We start from the raw sequence: 19,760 nt of genomic DNA, 5'->3' as shown, positions 1-19,760 counted from the left end.
TGAGATCTGAGGATCAGGCCGGAGACGCAAGCTGGCTCGGCTGTTGGAGCAGCGAGGAGGCCTCACCGACGGAAGAGTCCGTGAAGAGCTTCCTGTCTTCCTTGGCCGACTTCTCCAGAGAGAGATTCACGACAGGGCCGCGGGGCCCCGTACTGACGGATCACTACTTCAAGAGTGGATGGCAAACATGGGGCCCGGGCATCCCCGGCCCGTTGAGTGAATCAGCGTCACACCCTGCACCGAATTCCCCATCTCCCATCGGTATTCAAGACTTCAGGATTGACTGATCGAAGAGAGGTCTTCACAGAAGTGAAAGAGTACGAATACGTTGGACCTCCAGAGATCAAGGAATCCATTCGACAGAGCGGAGGGTTCCCTGTCCGAACAGCGAGCGACCTGCAGGAGTTCCTGGCCTCGCGCGGTCCCGAAGAATTGAATGAGCCGTTCACTTTCATCGTGGATACCTCGGGCGTGCTTCGCCTCGCGCCGCGCCGGTCAGAACATGTGGCGTGCGCGGATGGCTGTGCGGTGTGGGCTGCCGGTGAAATCGGTTTCCATCAGTCCCGGAACAGGGGACAATGGGAGGTTTCAACCGTCAGCAATCAGTCCACAGGTTACTGCCCGGATACCGAATCCTGGGAATCAGTTGCCCGAAGCCTCGATCACGCAGGAATCAACCACGGCTCCGGATACACCCACCCAATCATCTTTCGCTGCTGCCCGTCCTGCCGCGAGTGGAACTCCGTGAAGGATTCCCATTTCTTCTGCGTCTTCTGCGACAACGAACTTCCGGCGAAGAACCGTCGATAACGCAACAGCACCAGGCAGGCCCACCCAACTCAACTCCAGCGTCAGCGGTTGACGGCCTGGATCTCCTGCACGACGACGTTCTGCTCAGCCCCGAACTCGCCATCGGGCAACGGCTGTTCCTGGGCCACACCCGTGCCGGTCCAGTGGATCTTCCAGGTAATGGTCGCCCTCAGCTTGTACGAGTCCTCGCCCGAAGAACGCAGGTACTTCACTCCACACGGCGGAGTCTCATCCGCCTTGCCCGCCGCGTACGCCTCACCGATCCGGCCGTTGTTGATCTCACAGACACCGGAGGCCGGGTACGTCGTGGCATCGCCCGTGCCCGGCTCGATCTTCACGGAGACCGGCTCCGCAACAGTCGTCGCCTGGACGTCAAGCAACGGCACCGACGCCGTCACCGACACCGGCTTGAACTCCGCCGTGTCCAGCCACGCCCACGTCGGCAGATTCACCTTCGTGGTACCGGCCGGGGCCAGATCCACCTTGGTCGAGGGGACGCGGATCTCGGCATACGCCAGCTGCGCCAGGATCTCGGGCGTGATCGCCTCCGGAATGTCCGCCGGCGGCGGTTCACCCGTGTCCACCCAGAAATAGGGCTTGTCACAGTCCAGCGCACCCGGATCACCCGCGCGCCCCTCCGCGACATACCCCGACCACCAATACCCCTTGCCGGCCTTGTCCTTGTTGAAGTCCGTGTACGGGTCGCCTTCGACATAGCGCTTACGCTGCGAGGCATCCCACTCGTAACCCGTCGACTCCGCCTCCCAGACCGACTCCAAATTCTCCTGCAACTGGGCCGGCGAATACATGGGAGCGTAGTAACAGGCAGGCGGCGTCCACGTGCTGGTCGTGGAAGCCACCGGACCTGCCGACTCACCCGAACCATTCTTCGAACGGTCGAAGACGACAGCGCCCGCAGTCGCCGACAGATTGCCCTCGCCGTCGGTGTTGCCGGAAGGGCCCGTGGTACCGGATCCCTGTCCGTCGCCCGGACCGTACGCCTCAGCGGTGCCGGACAACCCGGCGACGCAAACCGCAACTATCACGCTCAGGGCCAAGGTGCGCCCCCGTCTGCTCACGCGGCGCATGTCTTGTCTCCCCGTTTTGAGATCAGGTTGGTCGCTTGCCAAACGCCCTGCTCGTTCTTCTCAAGGCGCGTGTTGTACAGCACGTACGGGCTTTCGTCCGAGGCCGTCTTGTCGACCTTGTTCGTCTTGCGGTTCTTGCTGAACCCCTTGCTCTCGTCAGCGCAATAGACGACATCCGCCGACTTCTCACCGGACAAGGTGACTTTGGGGGCGTAGTAACGAGTCGTGCCAGTGAAGGACATGTTGGCGTCCACATACGCCTGCACCCACTCCACCGCATCGCTCAACGCCGTGTCCCGGTAGTAGAAGGAAAGGCCCGGCGCACCGGTATCGCCCTGCAGGATGGCGTCGTTCGTGGCGTCGATACGCCCGGCGGTGTCCGCCAGGACCGCGTCCTTGGCATCGTCGCCGGTCTTCCAGTCCTCGTACTTGTCCGTGACGTCCGACGGCAACTCGATCTTCGGCCGGTCGGCGGCCGCCGCGGCGGAGGCACTCGGCGATGCCGACGTCTCAGCCCCCGTATCGGCCCCGGCGATCTTGTCGTTGCCCGCAGAGTCACCGTCACCGCCCCCGCAGCCAGTCAGAAGGACGGCCGCGGCCGCGCCAAGGGCGGCCGTGGCGAGCAGGCTGGGACGGCGGTTCACAACGGACTCCTGTGCGGCGTGGGGTTCGGGAGGGCAGCCACACGGTATCGGGGGCGTATGTGGTGACACCAGAGCGAATTGCTTCCAAGGGGAAGTCAAGTCAGGCATAGGCCTACAGAACATGGCTAACTCGCGGTGCGGAACCTTCGATTCAGTGATCTTGATGGTCTGAATCTGTCACCACATTGGCCCCTGCAAAGCCGGGACCGCCAACACCGAACCCCTCACGCTCGTGGGTGCGTACTTGAGTACGCACCCACGTACGACCTCCACATCAACCCTTCCGCCGCCCCCACGCAGCCCCCCGCTTCACCCCGTTCGGCCACAACCTCGGACTCCGCTGTGCCGCCAGATCCTCGACCCAGCCCACCGAGACGATCGCGAGGCCTATCAACGGCCAGACCAGCAAGAACATCCACACCATGTACGTCGAGTCCAGCAGCCCCGTGGCTGCCTCGCCCTGCATGAACGGCAGGTTGTAGGCGAGGTCGATGATCGGGACCGTGGCCATGATCAGCATGTTGTGCCAGAGGTAGATCGTGACGGCTCGGTTGTTGGACAGGGTGATGAGTTTGTCCCACTTGGCGAGGCGGCCCGGGAGTTCCTGCCATGACGGGGCGTACTGGAGGAGGATGACGACGAAGCCGAAGGACCAGGTCGCCTGGGCCAGCGGGATGTCGTTCAAGTCCCAGCCGTCCGGGCCCAGATGGCCGGACGCCCACCACAGGCCGAAGGCCATGATCAGGACCGAGCAGGAGACCGCAAGATAGCGGGGAACCTTCGCCAGTACGCCTTCCTGGTGGGCGAAGCCCAGGACCCAGCAGCCGCCGAAGACCGCGAAGTCCGAGACGGCGTTGCCCGTTTCGCCGGGGATCGACACCACGCCGGTGCCGACGACCGCCGTCAGGGCGAGGGGGGCGAGGAGCGTGGGCCAGGGTGCACGGCGGAACGCCCACAGCAGCAGCGGGGAGGCGATCACGAACCACAGGTAGGCGCGCAGGTACCACAGCGGGCCCGCCGCCTGGACCGCCCAAGTGTCCTCCAGGAGGCCCGACTTGGAGCCGATGTTCCAGGGGAACGGCGGGGCGCCGAGCGGGATGATGTAGTTGATCATCTCGACCAGGCCCCAGGTGCCGCCGTGGTCCGGGTCCTCGGACAGGTTCCAGCCGCCCGCGAACAGCAGGACCAGTACCACCGCGCTGAACACCCAGAGGGGTGGCAGGAGTCGGCGGATGCGGCCACGGATCACACCCCACGCCGGGCGGCTCAGCGAGCGCGCCATCAGCGAACCCGCCAGCGCGAACATCACGCCCATGGAGGGGAAGAGGACCGTCAGCCACGCCCAGCCGAAGAGGTGGTACGCGACCACGCGGACCAGGGCGATCGAGCGCAGCAGGTCCAAGTAGCGGTCGCGGCCCGGCCTCTTCCCGCTCGCAGCCGCCGCACCCGCAGCCGCAGCCGCAGGCGGGGCCACACCCGCAGGCGGAGCGAACCCCCGCTCAGGCGCGGCAACCCTCGGCGCCCCCAACGGCGGCGTCGCCCCCGCCGCATAGTCGTGCGTCGTCATCCGACCGGCCTCCGATCGTTCGAGTTCCGGTCACGCGAATCCCGGTCAGGCTGGCGCGGGATCGCCCCCGGCGCCCCCACGACACCCGTGCGCCGCAGTTTCTGCCAGCGCAGCCGGCCGCCGGTGAGCGCGGTGATCCAGGACTGGAGCAGGACCACGTACATCAACTGCCGGTAGAGGATCTGCTGGAGCGGGAGGGATATCAGGTGCGTCATGCGTTCCCGGTCGAGGCGGAAGGCGTACGCCGCGCACACCGCCTGGATGGCCAGGACGCCCAGCCAGGCCACGATCGTCTTCTGCGTCGGGCCGAAGACGAGTCCGTAGAGGAGGAACACGTCGATCAGCGGGGCGAGGAGCGGGGCCAGGATCATGAAGAGGGACACCAGGGGCATGCCGACCCGGCCGAAGCGGCCCGACGGGCCCCGTTCGATGACCGCCCTGCGGTGCTTCCAGATCGCCTGCATCGTGCCGTACGACCAGCGGTAGCGCTGGGACCAGAGCTGCTGGACGGTCTCCGGTGCCTCGGTCCACGCTCGGGCGTTCTCCGCGTACACGACCCGCCAGCCGTCGCGGTGCATCGCGATGGTGATGTCGGTGTCCTCGGCTAGCGTGTCGTCGCTCATGCCGCCGACGCGTTCCAGGGCGGAGCGGCGGAAGGCCCCGACGGCGCCGGGGATCGTCGGCATGCAGCGGAGCATGTCGTACATACGGCGGTCGAGGTTGAAGCCCATCACGTACTCGATGTGCTGCCAGGCGCCGATGAGGGAGTCGCGGTTGCCGACCTTCGCGTTGCCGGCGACGGCGCCGACGGTCGGGTCGGCGAAGGGCTGGACCAGTTCGCGTACCGTCGCCGGTTCGAAGACGGTGTCGCCGTCCATCATCACGATGAGGTCGTGACGGGCGTTCGAGATGCCGCGGTTGAGGGCGGCGGGCTTGCCGGCGTTGAGCTGCCGTACGACGCGTACGTTCGGCAGGCGCAGGTCCTCGACGATGCGGGCCGTGCCGTCGCTCGAGCCGTCGTCGATGACGATGATCTCGATGGGATGCTCGCTCGCCATCAGCGAATGAACCGTGTTTTCAATGCACTTGGCCTCGTTGTACGCCGGGACCAGCACCGACACCGGTTCGGTGATCGGTACCGGGCCCCAGCGGAAGCCGGCGCGCCGCACCCGGCGGGCGTGCAGGACGGAGAGCAGCAGCATCAGGCCGAAGCGGGTGAAGACCAGGACGCCGATGACGGCGATGCCGACGACGAGGGCGTCGGTGGTCCTCTCGGAGGCCTGGACCAGGTTGACCCAGGCCTTGCCCTTCCACAGGTCGAGCCCGGTGACCTTGGTGCTCGCGCTGGGGGCGTCGAGCGCCTCGGTGAGGTTCTGGAATTCGTAGCCCCGGTCCTGGAGCTGGGGCAGGAGCCTGTCGAGCGCCTGGACGGTCTGGTGGCGGTCGCCGCCGGAGTCGTGCATCAGGACGATCGCGCCCTTGCCGCGCTTGGGTGTGGCGTTTTCGATGATCGTGCGGACGCCGGGCTTCTTCCAGTCCTCACTGTCGGTGTTGTTGACGACGGTGATGTAGCCGCGGGTGCCTATGTACTGCGTCACGGGCCAGGACTTGTTGTCCATGGCGTCGGAGAACGACGAGTACGGGGGGCGGAACAGGGACGTACGGATGCCCGCGGCGCCCGCCAGGGCCAGCTGGTTCTGGGACAGCTCCCAGTCGATGCGCTTCTTGGACTGGTAGGAGAGGTCGGGGTGGTTGAAGGTGTGCAGGCCGACCTCGTGGCCCTCGTCCACCATGCGCTGCACCAGGTCCGGGTAGCGCGAGGCCATGGTGCCGGTGACGAAGAAGACGGCGTGCGCGTCGTACTTCTTCAGGACGTCGAGGACCTTCGGGGTCCACGTCGGGTCCGGGCCGTCGTCGAAGGTGAGGACGAGGCGGTGGTCCGGGACTCTCAAGGTGGTCGTACGCCCGCTGCGGGTGTCGATGACCGGGCCGCCCTTGAGGATCTTGTCGGGCACCTGGTCGTAGGAGACCGGGGGGCGGACGCGGTGGTCGGCGAGGATCTCGCTGTGTACGTAGCCGCGCAGCATCAGCATCGCCATCAGGGCGACGAGGATGAGCGAGGGAAGCAGATAGCGCATGGGCAGCCGTCGGCGCCCGGCGCTGCGTTCGGGTCGCCTCGCGCGGGGCGCTGAGGCGTGACGGCTGGTGCGGGATGCCATCAGAGGTTGTTCTCCGGGGACGAGGAGCTGGTGGTGCTGGGCTGGGTGTCGATGGTCGCTACGAGGTTCTGCTCGACGGCGCCCTCGGCAACTGCTCCCGTGTCGCCGCCGGTGACCGGGCTGTCCGACGGGGCGGGCGTCGTGGCGGTGTCGGTCGGAGTGGGATCCGGGGAGTTGGTCGCCGTGGCCGTGGGCTCCGGGTCCGGCGAGGTGCTGGTGCCCGGGTCCTGCGAGGTCGTGGCGGACGCCGAGGGCTTCGGGTCGGTGGACGTGCCCGGGTTCGCGGCGCTGCCGGAGGCGTCGGGTGTCGGGTTGGCGCCCGGTGCCGGCGTCGTACCGTCGCTGGCCGTCGCGGACGCGCCCGGTGAGGCGCTGCCCGTGCCGGTCGGGCTCACCGTCTCGGCGGGCAGCGGTGACGTGTCGACCTGGCCGGCCGGCTGGTCCTCCTGCTGGCCCGGCATCGGGATCCAGGGCGCGTTGGAGTTGCCCGAGAGCAGCGTGACGACGATCACGACGGCGTAGACCGCGCAGGCCAGGCCCACGAGCATGCCGAGGCGGCGGTATCTGCGGCTGCGACGGCCCGACTCGTCGACGAAGACCGGACCGTCCGAGCCGTCCTGAGCGGTCGGCGCGTCCTTGGCCTGCTGGACCAGCCAGTCCTCGAGCTGACGTCCGGCGCCGTCGAGCTGGATCGTCACCTCGTGGGGGTCATGGGTGTGGCCGGGGTCGTCCTGCTCCCAGATGGGCCCTGACTGCTCCGGGCCGGGGTCGCGTTCAGAGCCCGCCAGGAGCTCCCCCTCTGGTTCCGGCGCGCGCTCCGCGCTCGACCCCTGCCGCTGAGTGAGCGGCCAGGACGACGTTCTACCGGCAGCCTCCGGCCAAACCACCGCCCCGCCAGGCTCCTGCCGCGGAAACCGACCGGTTCCACGCGACTCGGCTCCACGGGACTCGGTGTCACGCGGCTCGGTGTCACGCGGCTCGGTGTCACGCGGCTCGGTGTCACGCGAGTACGGCTGCGGCTGCTGATGCGGCTCGGGATACGACGAATCGGCTCCGCGCCCACTTGGCTGATCGACATCTCGTCCGACCAGTTGGGCGTCTTTCCGCCAGTTTTCTACGTGCACGCGTATCCCCCCACGGGACAGTTGCGGGAGCGCACACGACTCCCGGGCCTTGCTCAAATGTCGTCCGGAACGGGCCCCCACCCGCCCCAGCGCCCCCCACTACCACACTGCGCCCGGACTCAGAATGTAGCGCACGCCAGAGACACGCATCGCTTTGTCTCACCTGTGGCTCATCATGATGAGTGCATCTGCGGCCGGAATCCACCCGTCCTCGGGCCGCCGCAGCCATGCTGTCTCGCCCGCAAGTTCGACGGCTGCCCGGCGGAGGGCATCAATCCCCGGATGCACCAGCCCCTTGCGCCACACCAGCGACACCGGTGACAGGGGGACGGGGTCGACGAGAGGTCTCAGGACCGTTTCAGGCATGGCCGGAAAATCCACCACGGCGAGAACGGGGGTCCGCGTCTTGGCCATGATCCGCCGGAACTCCTCCGCTCCGATTGCCACCGGCGCCGGTGCCGCGAGCTCGATGCCGCGTCCCTCGAACAGGTGGCGGGCCAGGTCGGTCCACTCCAGCGTGCGCGGATTTCCCGCCCCCGCGTACACGGTCTCGCCCGAGAGCGCGGCCAGCGGCACCGCGTCCAGGGCGGCGAGGTGATGGTCCTCGGGCAGGATGACGGCCATCGGCTCGTACCGTACGGGCTGCTGCTCCAGCCGGGCCCGCAGCACCGGGTCGAGCCCGGCGAACCGCCCGAACGACGCGTCCAGACGACCCGCGAGCATCTCCCCCGCCGCACCGGTGAGCCCACTCTCGAAGCGGGCCATCAGCTCGCTGCCGGGCGCGAGCGCACGGGCCCGCTCGAGAACCCGGCCGGAGATCAGCCCTGGGGAGTTGATGTCGACGAGGAGAGGACGTTCGCGCTGCCCCCGCGTGAACGCGGCCAGCAGCTCGTCCTGCGCCTCCAGCACACCCACCGCATACGGCAACAGCCGCTCGCCGTCCCCCGTCAGCGTCACCTGGCGGGTCGTGCGTACGAAGAGTTCGGCGCCCAGCTCCCGTTCCAGGCGCCGGATGTCCCGGCTCAGCGCCTGCTGGGCGACGTAGAGGCGGGCGGCCGCACGCGTGAAGTGCAGCTCCTCGGCGACCGCCACGAAGGCACGCAGAAGGCGGGGGTCGAGGTGGGACGGCGTTCTCCCGTGCGACCGGGACTGCTGAGCGGACATCACGCGAACTTACAACCCAGACGCGTCAATCGCCACGGAGTAGGTGTTGGACCCCGGTCACCACCCCGGCCGATGCTTGATCCATGCCGCAACACCCCTCTGACCAGCCACACTTGCCGCTCCTCACCGTCACGGGCGACACCCTCGTAGCCGTCGACTTCCGCCCGCGCTTCAAGCAAAGACGCCCACCGGGCCCGTACCGCCGCCTCTTCCTCACCCCCGGCACCCGCGCCTTCACCCTCGGAAATCTCCTCGCCCGGCTCCCCATGGGCATGTTCAGCGTGAGCGCGGTCATCATGATCGCGGGAGCGCGTGGCTCGTACGCGCTCGCCGGTGCCGTGACGGCGACGGGCCTGGCGGCAACGGCGGTGGTCGCCCCCTGGACCGCGCGTCTCATCGACCGCCACGGCCAGGCGCGCATCGCCGTGCCCGCGACGGCCTTCGCCCTCCTCGGCACCATCGCGCTGATGCTGTGCGTGCACTACGGGGCACCCGACTGGACCCTGTTCGTCTCCTACGCCGCCACGGCCACGATCCCCAACACGGGCGGCATGTCACGCGCCCGCTGGGCCCACCTCCACAAGGGCGACGACAAGACCCTGCACACCGCCAACTCCTTCGAACAGGCCGCGGACGAGCTGTGCTTCATGCTGGGCCCGGTCCTCGCGGCCTTCCTGTGCGGAACCTTGTTCCCGGAGGCGGGCACGCTGGTCGGAGGCGTACTACTGATGACGGGCGTACTGCTCTTCGCCGCCCAGCGTTCGACAGAACCGCCACCCCACCGACGTACGAACGCCAAGTCCCCTGTCCGGGCCCCCGGAATGCCCCCGCTGCTCCTCGGATTCCTCGCCACTGGCGCGATATTCGGCTCAATGGAGGTCGTGACGATCGCCTTCGCGGACGCGCAGGGCCACAAGTCGGCAGCGGGAGCGGTCCTAGCACTCCAGGCCGCAGGCTCCTGCGCGGCAGGACTCCTGTACGGCGCCCGCAAGCCGACCGCCCCCGCCGAACGCCGCTACCCCCTGTGCGTCGCCGCCATGGCGGCGCTACTGACCCTCCCCCTCCTCGCCGCCTCCCTGACCAACTCCCTCCTCCCCCTCTCCGGCGCCCTCCTCCTAGCCGGCATGGCAACAGCCCCGACCATGGTCACCGGCATGGCCCTGATCCAACACCGCACCCCCGAGGGCCGATTGAACGAGGGCATGACCCTCGCGGTGACGGGCCTGCTGGGCGGTATCGCCTGCGGCTCGGTCGCTGGCGGATGGGTGGTGGAGGCCGTGTCGACAACGGCGGGCTACGGCGTTCCGGTCACCGCGGCAACGCTGGCGCTGCTGATCGCGCTGGTCCCCTACCGGGGCCGCCAACGCATCTGACCGCGACCACAGCCGGGACGCCACGCACGCACCCGCACCCGCCAGATCACCGAAGGGGACGTGCCGGAACGTCCGCCCGCAGCGGCTGGCGCGTCAACACCGCCCGCTTCCTGAGCAACCCATTCCGCGCCAGACCGAGGACGGATGCTCCGGCACGGCCCCGACCCCTGCATGCGGGCTCGCGCTCACGACGAAACCCGGCGGCCCGCGACGATCCGGCCCCCGAACCCGCCCCAATTCCCGCGCCCCCCATTGACGCACCCCCAACCCCCACATACCTTCCCCCGTCGAAGCGCTTCGACGTCACGCATCGAAACGATTCGACGACCGCTGCGTGACGCCCCCACAACGAGCACAGCTCACCGGCAATGCGAACCATCCGACTCCCCCGGAGGCACTGGATGTTGACGGCACAAAAGCGTGTGGTGGCGACAGCCGCGGCGGTAATGAGCGGGGCCTTGCTACTGGCCTCCTGCGGCGGCTCGGAGAGCAGCGGATCGGACGGCAAGACCCTCAAACTGTGGCACTACGAGGCCCCCGACAGCGCGATGGGCGCCGCCTGGAACGAGGCGATCAAGGAGTTCAAGAGGACGCACCCGGGCGTCACGGTGAAGTTCGAGTCGAAGGGCTTCGAACAGATCCAGAAGACCGCACAGATGGTCCTCAACTCGGGCGACGCACCCGACCTCATGGAGTACAACAAGGGCAACGCGACGGCGGGCCTGCTCTCCAAGCAGGGCCTCCTCACCGATCTCACCGACGAGGCCACCGAACGCGGCTGGGACAAGAAGCTCAGCGCCGGTGTGCGCACCACGAGCCAGTACGACGCGAACGGCGTGATGGGCTCCGGCAAGTGGTACGGCATCCCCAACTACGCCGAGTACACGATGGTGTTCTACAACAAGGAGCTCTTCAAGAAGCACGGCATCACAGAGCCCACCACCCTCGACGAACTCACCACCGCGATGGACAAGTTCGTAGCCGAGGGCATCACCCCACTGGCCAACGCCGGCTCCGAGTACCCGGCCCAGCAGTACCTGTACCAGCTCGCCCTCTCCAAGGCCGACCGCCCCTGGGTCGACAGCTACGAGCTCTACAAGGGCAAGACGGACTTCCACGACGCGGCCTGGACCTACGGCGCCGAAACCTTCGCCGACTGGGTGAAGAAGGGCTACATCAGCGAGAAGTCCAGCGGCCTGAAGGCGGAGGACGCCGGGATCTCCTTCATCCAGGGCAAGAGCCCGATCCTGTTCTCCGGCAGCTGGTGGTACGGCCGCTTCAAGTCGGACGCCAAGTTCGACTGGGGCACGTTCCTGTGGCCCGACTCGAACCTCACGCTCGGCTCGGGCGGCAACCTCTGGGTCGTCCCGAAGGGCGCCAAGAACAAGGACCTGGCGTACGACTTCATCGACATCACCATGTCGAAGAAGATCCAGAACCTGCTGGGCAACAAGGGCGGCGTTCCGGTGGCCGCCGACCCCGCCGCCATCACCGACCCGCAGGCCAAGTCGCTCATCGCAAACTTCAACACCCTTGCCGACAGGGACGGTCTGGCCTTCTACCCCGACTGGCCGGTCCCCGGCTTCTACGACGTCCTCGTCTCCGGGACCCAGAAGCTGATCACGGACAGCGAGAAACCGGACGCCTACCTCAGCGCACTGCAGGAGGCGTACGACAAGGACGTACCGACCAAATGACGGTCACCGTCGAACGGGGCGGCCGGGTGGTCGAGAAGCGTCACCACGCGAAGAGCCCGCGCCGCCCCCGCGACTCCTACGCCCTGTTCCTGCTCCCGGGAGCCCTCGCCTTCACCGCCGTCATCGTCGTCCCGTTCCTGATGAACACCGGGGTGAGCTTCACCGACTGGCAGGGCGTAGGGAGCCCGGAGTGGTCCGGGCTCGCCAACTACCGCGAGCTGATGGACGATTCGGAGTTCTGGGCGTCCTTCCGGCACAGCCTCTTCATGGTCGTCGCCATGGCCGCCGTACCGACCGCGCTCGGACTCGTCCTCGCCGCAGCCCTGTTCGACTTCGTCGGCAAGCACTTCGGGTCGGCCACGGCCTCGCTCCTCCGCGCCTGCTTCTACCTCCCGCAGGTGCTGCCGATCGCCGTCGCAGGCATCGTGTGGAGCTGGATCCTCGCCCCCGACAACGGCTCCCTGAACGAGCTGTTGAAAGCAGTCGGCCTCGGATCATGGCAGCAGGACTGGCTCGGCGACCCCGACATCGCGCTCTACAGCGTCATGGGGGTGATGGTGTGGGTGCAGATCGGCTTCCCGCTGGTCATCTTCATGGCGGGGCTGCAACGGGTAGACCCGCAGCTGTACGAGGCCGCCGAGCTGGACGGCGCCGGCTGGTGGCGCCGCTTCTGGCACATCACGCTGCAGCAGATCAGGCCGGAGATCTACGTAGTCCTCCTCTGGTGCACGATCGCCGCGCTCAAGGTCTTCGGCGCGGTGTACGTCCTCACGAAGGGCGGTCCCGGCGGCGCGACGAACGTCCCGTCGTACTTCTCCTTCACCACCTTCTTCGAGAAGACGCAGGTCGGCTACGGCGCCGCGATCTCCACGGTCCTCACCGTGATCATCCTCGCCCTGGCACTCATCGGCCTCAAGCTCCAGACCCGCGCGGAGGACAAAGAGGAAGGGCTCGCCCGATGACAGCGATCCGCCGCTATCCCGTCCTCGCCGCCCTGGTCATCGCGGCCCTCTTCATGGTGCTGCCGTTCGCGATCGTCGCGGTCAACGCGGTCAAGTCGCCGACGGAGTACGCGCAGAACGGTCCTCTGAGCCTCCCGGACGGCCTCTACCTCGACGGAATCAAGGACTTCTGGCAGCGCGTCGACTTCGGCCAGAAGCTCGTCAACTCGGTGCTGATCTCCGGGTCGGTGGCGGTCCTCGCGGTAGTCCTCTCCGTCCTCAACGCGTACGCGATCGGCATCGGGCGCGTGAAGGGCCGCACCTGGGTGCTCGCCTTCTTCGTCCTGGCGAACATGCTGCCGCAGGAGGCGCTGGTCTACCCGATCTACTACCTGAGCAAGGAAGCCGGCCTGTACGACACCCGGTTGAGCGTGATCATCGTCTTCACGGTCGTCCAGGCCGCCTTCGGGACCTACCTCCTCGCCTCCGTGCTCGGTCAGTTCCCGCGCGAGATCATCGAGGCCGCCCGGATCGACGGGGCGAACAAGTGGCAGGTGCTGTGGCGGATCGTGGTACCCGTCAGCCGGCCGACCATCGGGGTGCTCCTCGTCTTCTTCTTCATCTGGACGTGGAACGAATTCCTGCTGCCGCTGGTCATGTTGATCTCCAACGACAACCAGACGGTGTCGGTGGCCCTCGGTGTCCTCCAGGGCCAGCGCCTGATGGACGCCACGATGACGAACGCGGCCGCGCTGCTCGGCGTGCTCCCCGCCATCGTCTTCTTCCTCGTCTTCCAGCGGACGCTCACCCGCGGTATCGCCGTGGGCGCGGTCAAGTAAGGGGTGCGGGCGTGAAGTTCACCGACGGCTACTGGCTGCTGCGCGAGGGTGTCACCGCGGCCCACCCGGTCGAGGTCCTCGATGTGACGTCCGGGCCGGGGAGCCTGGAGATCCACGCGCCGACCCAGCCCATCCGCCACCGCGGCGACCTGCTGAAGGGACCGGTCGTGACGATCACCGCACACGCGCCGATGCCCGACGTCATCGGCGTCACGTTCACCCACTTCGAGGGCGAGGAGCCCCGAAGGCCCCAATTCGAGCTCTCCCACGACGAATTCGGTACAACGCACGTGTCGTACGACGACGACCACGCCGTACTCACCTCGGGCGCCCTCTCCGTAAGGGTCGCCCGCACCACCCCCTGGCACGTCGACTTCCTCGCCCACGGCCGCACACTCACCACCAGCGGCCCCAAGGGCATGGGCATCATGCGGGACGCGACCGGCGCGCACTTCCTGCGCGAGCAGCTGAACCTCGGTGTCGGCACCCAGGTCTACGGCCTCGGTGAGCGCTTCGGGCCGCTGGTCAAGAACGGCCAGGTCGTGGACATGTGGAACGCGGACGGCGGCACGGCGACCGAACAGGCCTACAAGAACGTGCCGTTCTATCTGACGGACGCGGGGTACGGCGTCTTCGTCGACCACCCCGGCCGGGTCTCCTTCGAGGTCGGCTCGGAGGCGGTGTCCCGGGTGCAGTTCAGCGCCGAGACACAGCAGTTGACGTACTACGTCATCCACGGCCCGACCCCGAAGGACATCCTGCGCAAGTACACGGCCCTCACCGGCCGCCCGGCCCTCCCGCCTTCCTGGTCCTTCGGCCTGTGGCTGTCGACCTCCTTCACCACCTCCTACGACGAAGCCACCGTCACCTCCTTCATCGACGGCATGCGGGAGCGCGAACTCCCGCTCTCCGTATTCCACTTCGACTGCTTCTGGATGCGCGAGTTCAACTGGTGCGACTTCCAGTGGGATCCGCGGGTCTTCCCGGATCCGGCGGGGATGCTCGCGCGGCTGAAGGAGAAGGGCCTGCGGATCTGCGTATGGATCAATCCGTACATCGCGCAGCGCTCGCCGCTGTTCGCGGAGGGACGGGCGCTCGGACATCTGCTCAAGCGGCCGGACGGAAGCGTCTGGCAGTGGGACCTGTGGCAACCGGGCATGGCACTCGTCGACTTCACCAACCCGGCCGCGCGCGAGTGGTACGCGGCCAAACTGGAAGCACTGCTCTCCCAGGGCGTCGACTGCTTCAAGACCGACTTCGGTGAGCGCGTCCCGGTGGACGTCGCGTACGCGGACGGCGCCGACCCCGAGCGGATGCACAACTACTACACCTACCTCTACAACCAGACCGTGTTCGATGTGCTCCGCAAACACCGGGGCGAGGCGGAAGCCGTCGTCTTCGCCCGCTCCGCCACCACCGGGAGCCAGAAGTTCCCCGTGCACTGGGGCGGCGACTGCGAGGCGACGTACGAGTCGATGGCCGAGTCGCTGCGCGGCGGACTGAGCCTCGGGATGTCGGGGTTCGGGTTCTGGAGCCATGACATCGGCGGGTTCGAGGGGACGCCGACGCCCGCGCTGTTCAAGCGGTGGATCGCCTTCGGGCTGCTGTCCTCGCACAGCAGGCTGCACGGCTCGTCCTCGTACCGCGTGCCCTGGCTGTTCGACGAGGAGGCCGTGGACGTACTGCGGCTGTTCACGCGGCTGAAGCTCGGCCTCATGCCCTATCTGTACGAGGCCGCGCGCGCCGCCCACGCCGAGGGCGTGCCGGTGATGCGGGCGATGGTCCTGGAGTTCCCGGACGATCCCGGGTGCGCGCATCTGGAGCGGCAGTACATGCTCGGTCCCGACCTGCTGGTCGCGCCGGTGTTCTCCGACGAGGGAGACGTGTCGTACTACGTGCCCGAGGGCACCTGGACCCATTTCCTCAGCGGGCGGACCGTGACCGGGCCGCGCTGGGTGCGGGAGCAGCACGGATTCCTGAGCGTGCCGCTCCTTGTCCGGCCCGGGGCGGTGATTCCGGTGGGGGCCGTGGACGACAGGCCGGACTACGACCACGCCGACGGGGTCACCCTGCGCGCGTTCGGCCTGGAGCGCGGCGCGCAGACGACGGTGACTGTGGGCGGCGTGACCTTCACGGTCGTACGGGAGGGGGACACCCTGCGGGCCTCGTCCAGTGATCCGGGGGCGCCGTGGGGGCTTGCGGCGGGCGGGCGCGAGGTGCGGGCCCGGGCCGGAACCGGGTTCCTGACAGTGGAGCTGGGCTGATGGTGAAGATCACCGATGTGGCGCGGCACGCCGGGGTGTCCCCCAGCACCGTGTCGTACGCCCTCAGCGGCAAGCGTCCGATCTCCGAGGAGACCCGGCAGCGCGTCGAGGCGAGCATCCGCAAGCTGGGATACCGGCCGCACGCGGGTGCGCGGGCCCTCGCCAGCAGCCGGTCGAACGTGGTGGCGCTGGTGGTGCCGCTGCGGGGCGGGGTCCATGTGCCGGTCGTCATGCAGTTCGCGGTGTCCGTGGTGACGGCGGCGCGACGGCACGACCACGACGTGCTGCTGCTCACGCAGGAGGAGGGCGAGGACGGGCTGCGGAGGGTCGCGGACACGGCGCTGGTGGACGCGCTGATCGTGATGGACGTCCAACTCCACGATCCCCGGCTGCCGTTGCTGCGTGCGCTCGACCGGCCGTCCGTGCTCATCGGGTTCCCCTCCTTCGCCGAGGGGCTCACCTGTATCGACCTGGACTTCAAGGCGGCGGGCGAGCTGTGCGTGGAGCATCTGGCGCGGCTCGGGCACCGCGTGGTCGCGCTGGTCGGGTCGCCGCCCGAGGTGTATGTGCGGGAGACCGGGTTCGCGCAGCGCGTGGTGCGGGGGTTCACGGCCGCGGCCGACCGGGGCGGGCTCGCGTCCTCCGTCCACCCCTGCGAGGCGACACCGGCCGCCGCACGCCGGGTCGCCGAGCAACTGCTGCGCGAGTACCCGGCGTTGACGGGTGTCGTCGTGCACAACGAACCGGTTCTGGAACCGCTGATCGACGCCTTCGAGCAACTCGGACTGCGGGTCCCCGGTGACCTGTCCGTCACCGCCATCTGCCCGGACGAGCTCGCCGAGAACGTCCGCGTCCCCGTCACCTCCATCGCCATACCGTCCGCCGAAGTGGGCGCGCAGGCGGTCGAGTTGCTGATGAAGAAGCTGGACGGCACGCCCGTACCGGAGGCGACGCTGCTCGCCCCCCGGCTGACGGAGCGGGCCAGTACAGCGCCGCGCACACTGACCCCTTGAGGAGCCGTGTCATGAGGAAAGGCAAGAGAGGAACAGGCAAGAGAAGACAAGGCAAGACAAGACAGCGAACCACGCTCGTCCTGGCCCTCGCGCTGATCGCGGGCCTGGTCGCCACCGCCCCCGCCGGCGCGGACACCCCGGCGTACGCCTTCCGCAATCCGAACCTCCCCGTGGACAGACGGGTCGACGACCTGCTCGGGCGGCTGACGCTCGACGAGAAGGTCTCCCTCCTCCACCAGCACGAGCCCGCGATCCCCCGCCTCGGCATCCAGTCGTTCCGCACCGGCACCGAGGCCCTGCACGGGGTGGCCTGGCTCGGCGAGACCACCGTCTTCCCGCAGGCGGTCGGGCTGGCCTCGACCTGGGACCCGGAGCTGATGGAGCAGGTCGGTTCGGCGGTCGGTGACGAGGCGCGCGGCTTCCAGCAGGAGCGCCCCGACGGCTGGGGCCTCAACCTGTGGGCGCCCGTGGTGAACCTGCTGCGCGACCCGCGCTGGGGACGCAACGAGGAGGGCTACTCCGAGGACCCGTACCTCACGGGTGCGATCTCGACGGCGTACGGCAGCGGCCTGACCGGCGGCGACCCCGACCATCTCAAGACGGCACCCACCCTGAAGCACTACCTCGCCAACAACAACGAGGTGAACCGCACCACCACCTCCTCCGACCTGCGCCCCCGCGTCCAGCACGAGTACGACGAGGCGGCGTTCAGGCCGGCCGTCGAGGCGGACGCGGCGACCGGCGTCATGTCCTCCTACAACCTGGTCAACGGCCGCCCCGCGACGGTGAATCCGGACCTGGACGACACCGTGCGCGGCTGGACGGACCAGACCCTCCTGAACGTCACCGACGCCTTCGCCCCGGGCAATCTCGTCGGCGACCAGCAGTACTACCCCACCCTCGCCGAGGGCGACGCGGCCGCTCTGAAGGCCGGCATCGACAGCTTCACGGACAACAGCGCGTCCCCGGCCCCGACGATCACGGCGATCAACTCGGCCTTGCAGCAAGGCTTGTTGGTGGAGTCGGACATCGACGAGGCGGTGTCCCACATCCTCGCCATCCGCGTCCGCCTCGGCGAATTCGACCCGGGCGGCGGCAGGTTCGGCGCCATCGACGGGTCCGTCATCAACAGCCCGGCGCACCAGAAGCTGGCCCGCGAGGCCGCGACCGAGGCAGCGGTCCTGCTGAAGAACGACAAGGCACTCCCCCTGGACGCCTCCACGCAGAAGAACCTCGCCGTCGTCGGCCCCCTCGCCGACACCCTCTACACCGACTGGTACTCGGGCACCCTCCCCTACTCCGTCACCCCCAAGGACGGCATCGCGGCGAAGCTCGGCACCTCTGTTGCGAGCAGCGAGGGCGTGGACCGGATCGCGCTGAAGAACACAACGACGGGCAGGTACGTCACGGCGGGCACCGGCGACTCGGGAGCGGCCCTCAAGGAGAGCGCGGACACGGGTACGGCCGCCCAGTTCGACGTGTTCGACTGGGGCTCCGGCATCGTGACCCTGCGCTCGGCCGCCAACGGCAGGTACGTCGGCTACAACTGGTCGAACTTCGTCAACGACCAGGTGCAGCCCGGCGGTTGGTACGTGCAGCAGCAGTTCCAGCTGGAGCGGCAGGACGACGGGACGTACCTCCTCCGGTACGCCGGATACGAGACCGGCGAGCCATGGTGGTCGAACCCCGTCTACCTCGGCCCCACCGGCGACGACGGCACCCTCGGCCTGGTCGCCGAGGAGCAGGCCGCCCACTACACGAAGGACGTCGTCCGCAGCGGGGTCGAGGAGGCCGTGGCCGCGGTGAAGGGCAAGGACACGGCGATCGTCGTGGTCGGCTCGATGCCGGCGATCAACGGCCGCGAGGCCCACGACCGTACGGACATGGGCCTGGCGCCCGCACAGGAAGCCCTGGTCAGGGCCGTCCACGCGGCAAACCCGAAGACCGTCGTGATCGTCGAGAACAGCTACCCCACCACCCTCGGCGCCCTCCAGCAGGAGGTCCCCGCCCTGCTGTGGACCACCCACGCGGGCCAGGAGACCGGCAACGCCCTCGCCGACCTCCTCTACGGCGACGCGAACCCGGCGGGCCGCCTCACCCAGACCTGGTACCGGTCGGCCTCCGACCTCCCGTCGATCCTCGACTACGACATCATCAAGTCCGGGCGCACGTACCAGTACTTCGAGGGGCGGCCGCTGTACCCCTTCGGCTACGGGCTCTCGTACACCTCCTTCCGCTACACCGGCCTGAAGCGGGTGACCGGCGGCTACGAGGTGAAGGTCACGAACACCGGCGGCCGGGCGGGCGACGAGGTCGTCCAGCTCTACACCCACCAGCGCGCCTCCCGCGACGAACAGCCGCTGAAGCAGCTGAAGGCCTTCCAGCGGGTGTCGCTGAAGCCGGGCGAGACGAGGACGGTCCGGCTGAAGGTGGCGCGGAACGACCTCGCCCACTGGGACGTCACGCGTGCGAAGTGGGTGGTGGAGAACGGGACGTACGACGTCCTGGTCGGCGGCTCGTCGGCGGACATCCGCGCCAGTGACGCCTGGCAGGTGAAGGGCGAGACGATCCCGGCCCGGAACCTGGCGAAGCCGACCCGCGCGGAGAACTTCGACGACTACGACGCCATAAGACTGGTGGACGAGTCGAAGGCACGGGGAACGGCGGTGGAGGCCTCCGCCGACGGCGCCTGGTTGAAGTACGCGGACACCCAACTGGGTTCCGGCGCCACCGAGTTCAGCGCCAGGGTGGCCGGCCCGTCCGGCACGGTCCAGGTCCGGCTCGGCTCCCCCACCGGACGGCTCGTCGGCACGGCGACGACTGCCGGCACCTCATCGCCGTACGCCTACACGACGGTGACCACCGATCTGTCGGCCTCGGCGAAGGGGCGCATGGACGTGTACCTGGTCCTGTCGCGGGGCCTGCGCCTGTCGACGTTCAGCCTGCGCTGATCCCAGGCGTGTACTCACACGGCAAGGGCCCGCACCCACCCGGGTGCGGGCCCTTGCCGTCCACAT

General features: G+C 68.3%; 14 protein-coding genes. 8 read left to right on the top strand and 6 right to left on the bottom strand.

Translation table 11 applies throughout. From position 1 onward, the window contains the following. Window positions 1–279 precede the first annotated feature (279 nt). On the top strand, window positions 280–810 hold the full coding sequence (locus OG246_RS14015; RefSeq protein ID WP_266460877.1) for a hypothetical protein: 531 nt from the start codon (window positions 280–282) through the stop codon (window positions 808–810). A 41-nt stretch (window positions 811–851) separates the two neighbouring features. On the opposite strand, the gene OG246_RS14010 is transcribed toward OG246_RS14015, so the two are convergent. From OG246_RS14010 to OG246_RS13985, 6 genes are all read right to left on the bottom strand, one after another. Beyond that, window positions 852–1,898, bottom strand: coding sequence for a hypothetical protein (locus OG246_RS14010; protein WP_266460874.1), 1,047 nt, complete (start codon window positions 1,896–1,898; stop codon window positions 852–854). Then, a complete protein-coding gene (locus OG246_RS14005) occupies window positions 1,886–2,542 on the bottom strand; it encodes a hypothetical protein (protein ID WP_266460871.1) in 657 nt (218 codons plus the stop codon). The genes OG246_RS14010 and OG246_RS14005 overlap by 13 nt, the downstream gene beginning before the upstream one ends. A 274-nt stretch (window positions 2,543–2,816) precedes the next feature. After that, window positions 2,817–4,109 carry an acyltransferase gene (locus tag OG246_RS14000; RefSeq protein ID WP_266460867.1) on the bottom strand — a complete coding sequence of 431 codons (1,293 nt, stop codon included), beginning with the start codon at window positions 4,107–4,109 and terminating at the stop codon, window positions 2,817–2,819. Continuing rightward, window positions 4,106–6,328 (bottom strand): glycosyltransferase, encoded by a 2,223-nt coding sequence (locus OG246_RS13995; RefSeq protein ID WP_266460864.1) that lies wholly within the window; start codon window positions 6,326–6,328, stop codon window positions 4,106–4,108. Before OG246_RS13995 ends, OG246_RS14000 begins: the two co-directional genes overlap by 4 nt. Then, window positions 6,328–7,026, bottom strand: coding sequence for a hypothetical protein (locus OG246_RS13990; RefSeq protein ID WP_266460860.1), 699 nt, complete (start codon window positions 7,024–7,026; stop codon window positions 6,328–6,330). The genes OG246_RS13995 and OG246_RS13990 overlap by 1 nt, the downstream gene beginning before the upstream one ends. Window positions 7,027–7,611: 585 nt before the next feature. After that, the gene (locus tag OG246_RS13985) at window positions 7,612–8,616 is read right to left on the bottom strand and encodes a LysR family transcriptional regulator (protein ID WP_266460857.1); all 1,005 of its coding nucleotides are present in this window, start codon (window positions 8,614–8,616) and stop codon (window positions 7,612–7,614) included. 83 nt (window positions 8,617–8,699) lie between these two features. On the opposite strand from OG246_RS13985, the gene OG246_RS13980 reads away from it, so the two are divergent. The 7 genes from OG246_RS13980 to OG246_RS13950 all read left to right on the top strand — a co-directional run bounded on the left by OG246_RS13980 (window position 8,700) and on the right by OG246_RS13950 (window position 19,694). Beyond that, window positions 8,700–9,989 (top strand): MFS transporter, encoded by a 1,290-nt coding sequence (locus OG246_RS13980; RefSeq protein WP_266460853.1) that lies wholly within the window; start codon window positions 8,700–8,702, stop codon window positions 9,987–9,989. 401 nt (window positions 9,990–10,390) lie between these two features. Beyond that, complete coding sequence (locus tag OG246_RS13975) at window positions 10,391–11,686, top strand: extracellular solute-binding protein (protein ID WP_266460850.1); 1,296 nt, start codon at window positions 10,391–10,393, stop codon at window positions 11,684–11,686. Continuing rightward, entirely contained in the window at window positions 11,683–12,648 is a 966-nt protein-coding gene (locus OG246_RS13970; RefSeq protein ID WP_266460847.1) for a carbohydrate ABC transporter permease, read from the top strand. The genes OG246_RS13975 and OG246_RS13970 overlap by 4 nt, the downstream gene beginning before the upstream one ends. Continuing rightward, complete coding sequence (locus tag OG246_RS13965) at window positions 12,645–13,466, top strand: carbohydrate ABC transporter permease (RefSeq protein WP_266460844.1); 822 nt, start codon at window positions 12,645–12,647, stop codon at window positions 13,464–13,466. Before OG246_RS13970 ends, OG246_RS13965 begins: the two co-directional genes overlap by 4 nt. An 11-nt stretch (window positions 13,467–13,477) precedes the next feature. Next, entirely contained in the window at window positions 13,478–15,730 is a 2,253-nt protein-coding gene (gene yicI, locus OG246_RS13960) for an alpha-xylosidase (protein ID WP_266460841.1), read from the top strand. After that, window positions 15,730–16,743 (top strand): LacI family DNA-binding transcriptional regulator, encoded by a 1,014-nt coding sequence (locus OG246_RS13955; RefSeq protein WP_266460838.1) that lies wholly within the window; start codon window positions 15,730–15,732, stop codon window positions 16,741–16,743. Before yicI ends, OG246_RS13955 begins: the two co-directional genes overlap by 1 nt. Before the next feature lie 11 nt (window positions 16,744–16,754). Continuing rightward, window positions 16,755–19,694: a glycoside hydrolase family 3 protein gene (locus tag OG246_RS13950; RefSeq protein ID WP_266460835.1), complete on the top strand. Its 2,940-nt coding sequence runs from the start codon at window positions 16,755–16,757 to the stop codon at window positions 19,692–19,694. Window positions 19,695–19,760 lie beyond the last annotated feature (66 nt).

Source organism: Streptomyces sp. NBC_00620 (assembly GCF_026341825.1).
In the GTDB taxonomy this organism is placed as follows: domain Bacteria; phylum Actinomycetota; class Actinomycetes; order Streptomycetales; family Streptomycetaceae; genus Streptomyces.
This window is presented reverse-complemented; position numbering and strand designations above follow the sequence as displayed.

Excerpts from the sequence above, each read along its gene's own strand:
- OG246_RS14000 (WP_266460867.1), bottom strand. The coding sequence starts at position 4,109 with ATGACGACGCACGACTATGCGGCGGGGGCGACGCCGCCGTTGGGGGCG.
- OG246_RS14010 (WP_266460874.1), bottom strand. The coding sequence starts at position 1,898 with ATGCGCCGCGTGAGCAGACGGGGGCGCACCTTGGCCCTGAGCGTGATA.
- OG246_RS13970 (WP_266460847.1), top strand. The coding sequence starts at position 11,683 with ATGACGGTCACCGTCGAACGGGGCGGCCGGGTGGTCGAGAAGCGTCAC.
- OG246_RS13950 (WP_266460835.1), top strand. The coding sequence starts at position 16,755 with ATGAGGAAAGGCAAGAGAGGAACAGGCAAGAGAAGACAAGGCAAGACA.
- OG246_RS13965 (WP_266460844.1), top strand. The coding sequence starts at position 12,645 with ATGACAGCGATCCGCCGCTATCCCGTCCTCGCCGCCCTGGTCATCGCG.
- OG246_RS13985 (WP_266460857.1), bottom strand. The coding sequence starts at position 8,616 with ATGTCCGCTCAGCAGTCCCGGTCGCACGGGAGAACGCCGTCCCACCTC.
- OG246_RS13980 (WP_266460853.1), top strand. The coding sequence starts at position 8,700 with ATGCCGCAACACCCCTCTGACCAGCCACACTTGCCGCTCCTCACCGTC.
- OG246_RS13955 (WP_266460838.1), top strand. The coding sequence starts at position 15,730 with ATGGTGAAGATCACCGATGTGGCGCGGCACGCCGGGGTGTCCCCCAGC.
- OG246_RS13995 (WP_266460864.1), bottom strand. The coding sequence starts at position 6,328 with ATGGCATCCCGCACCAGCCGTCACGCCTCAGCGCCCCGCGCGAGGCGA.
- OG246_RS13975 (WP_266460850.1), top strand. The coding sequence starts at position 10,391 with ATGTTGACGGCACAAAAGCGTGTGGTGGCGACAGCCGCGGCGGTAATG.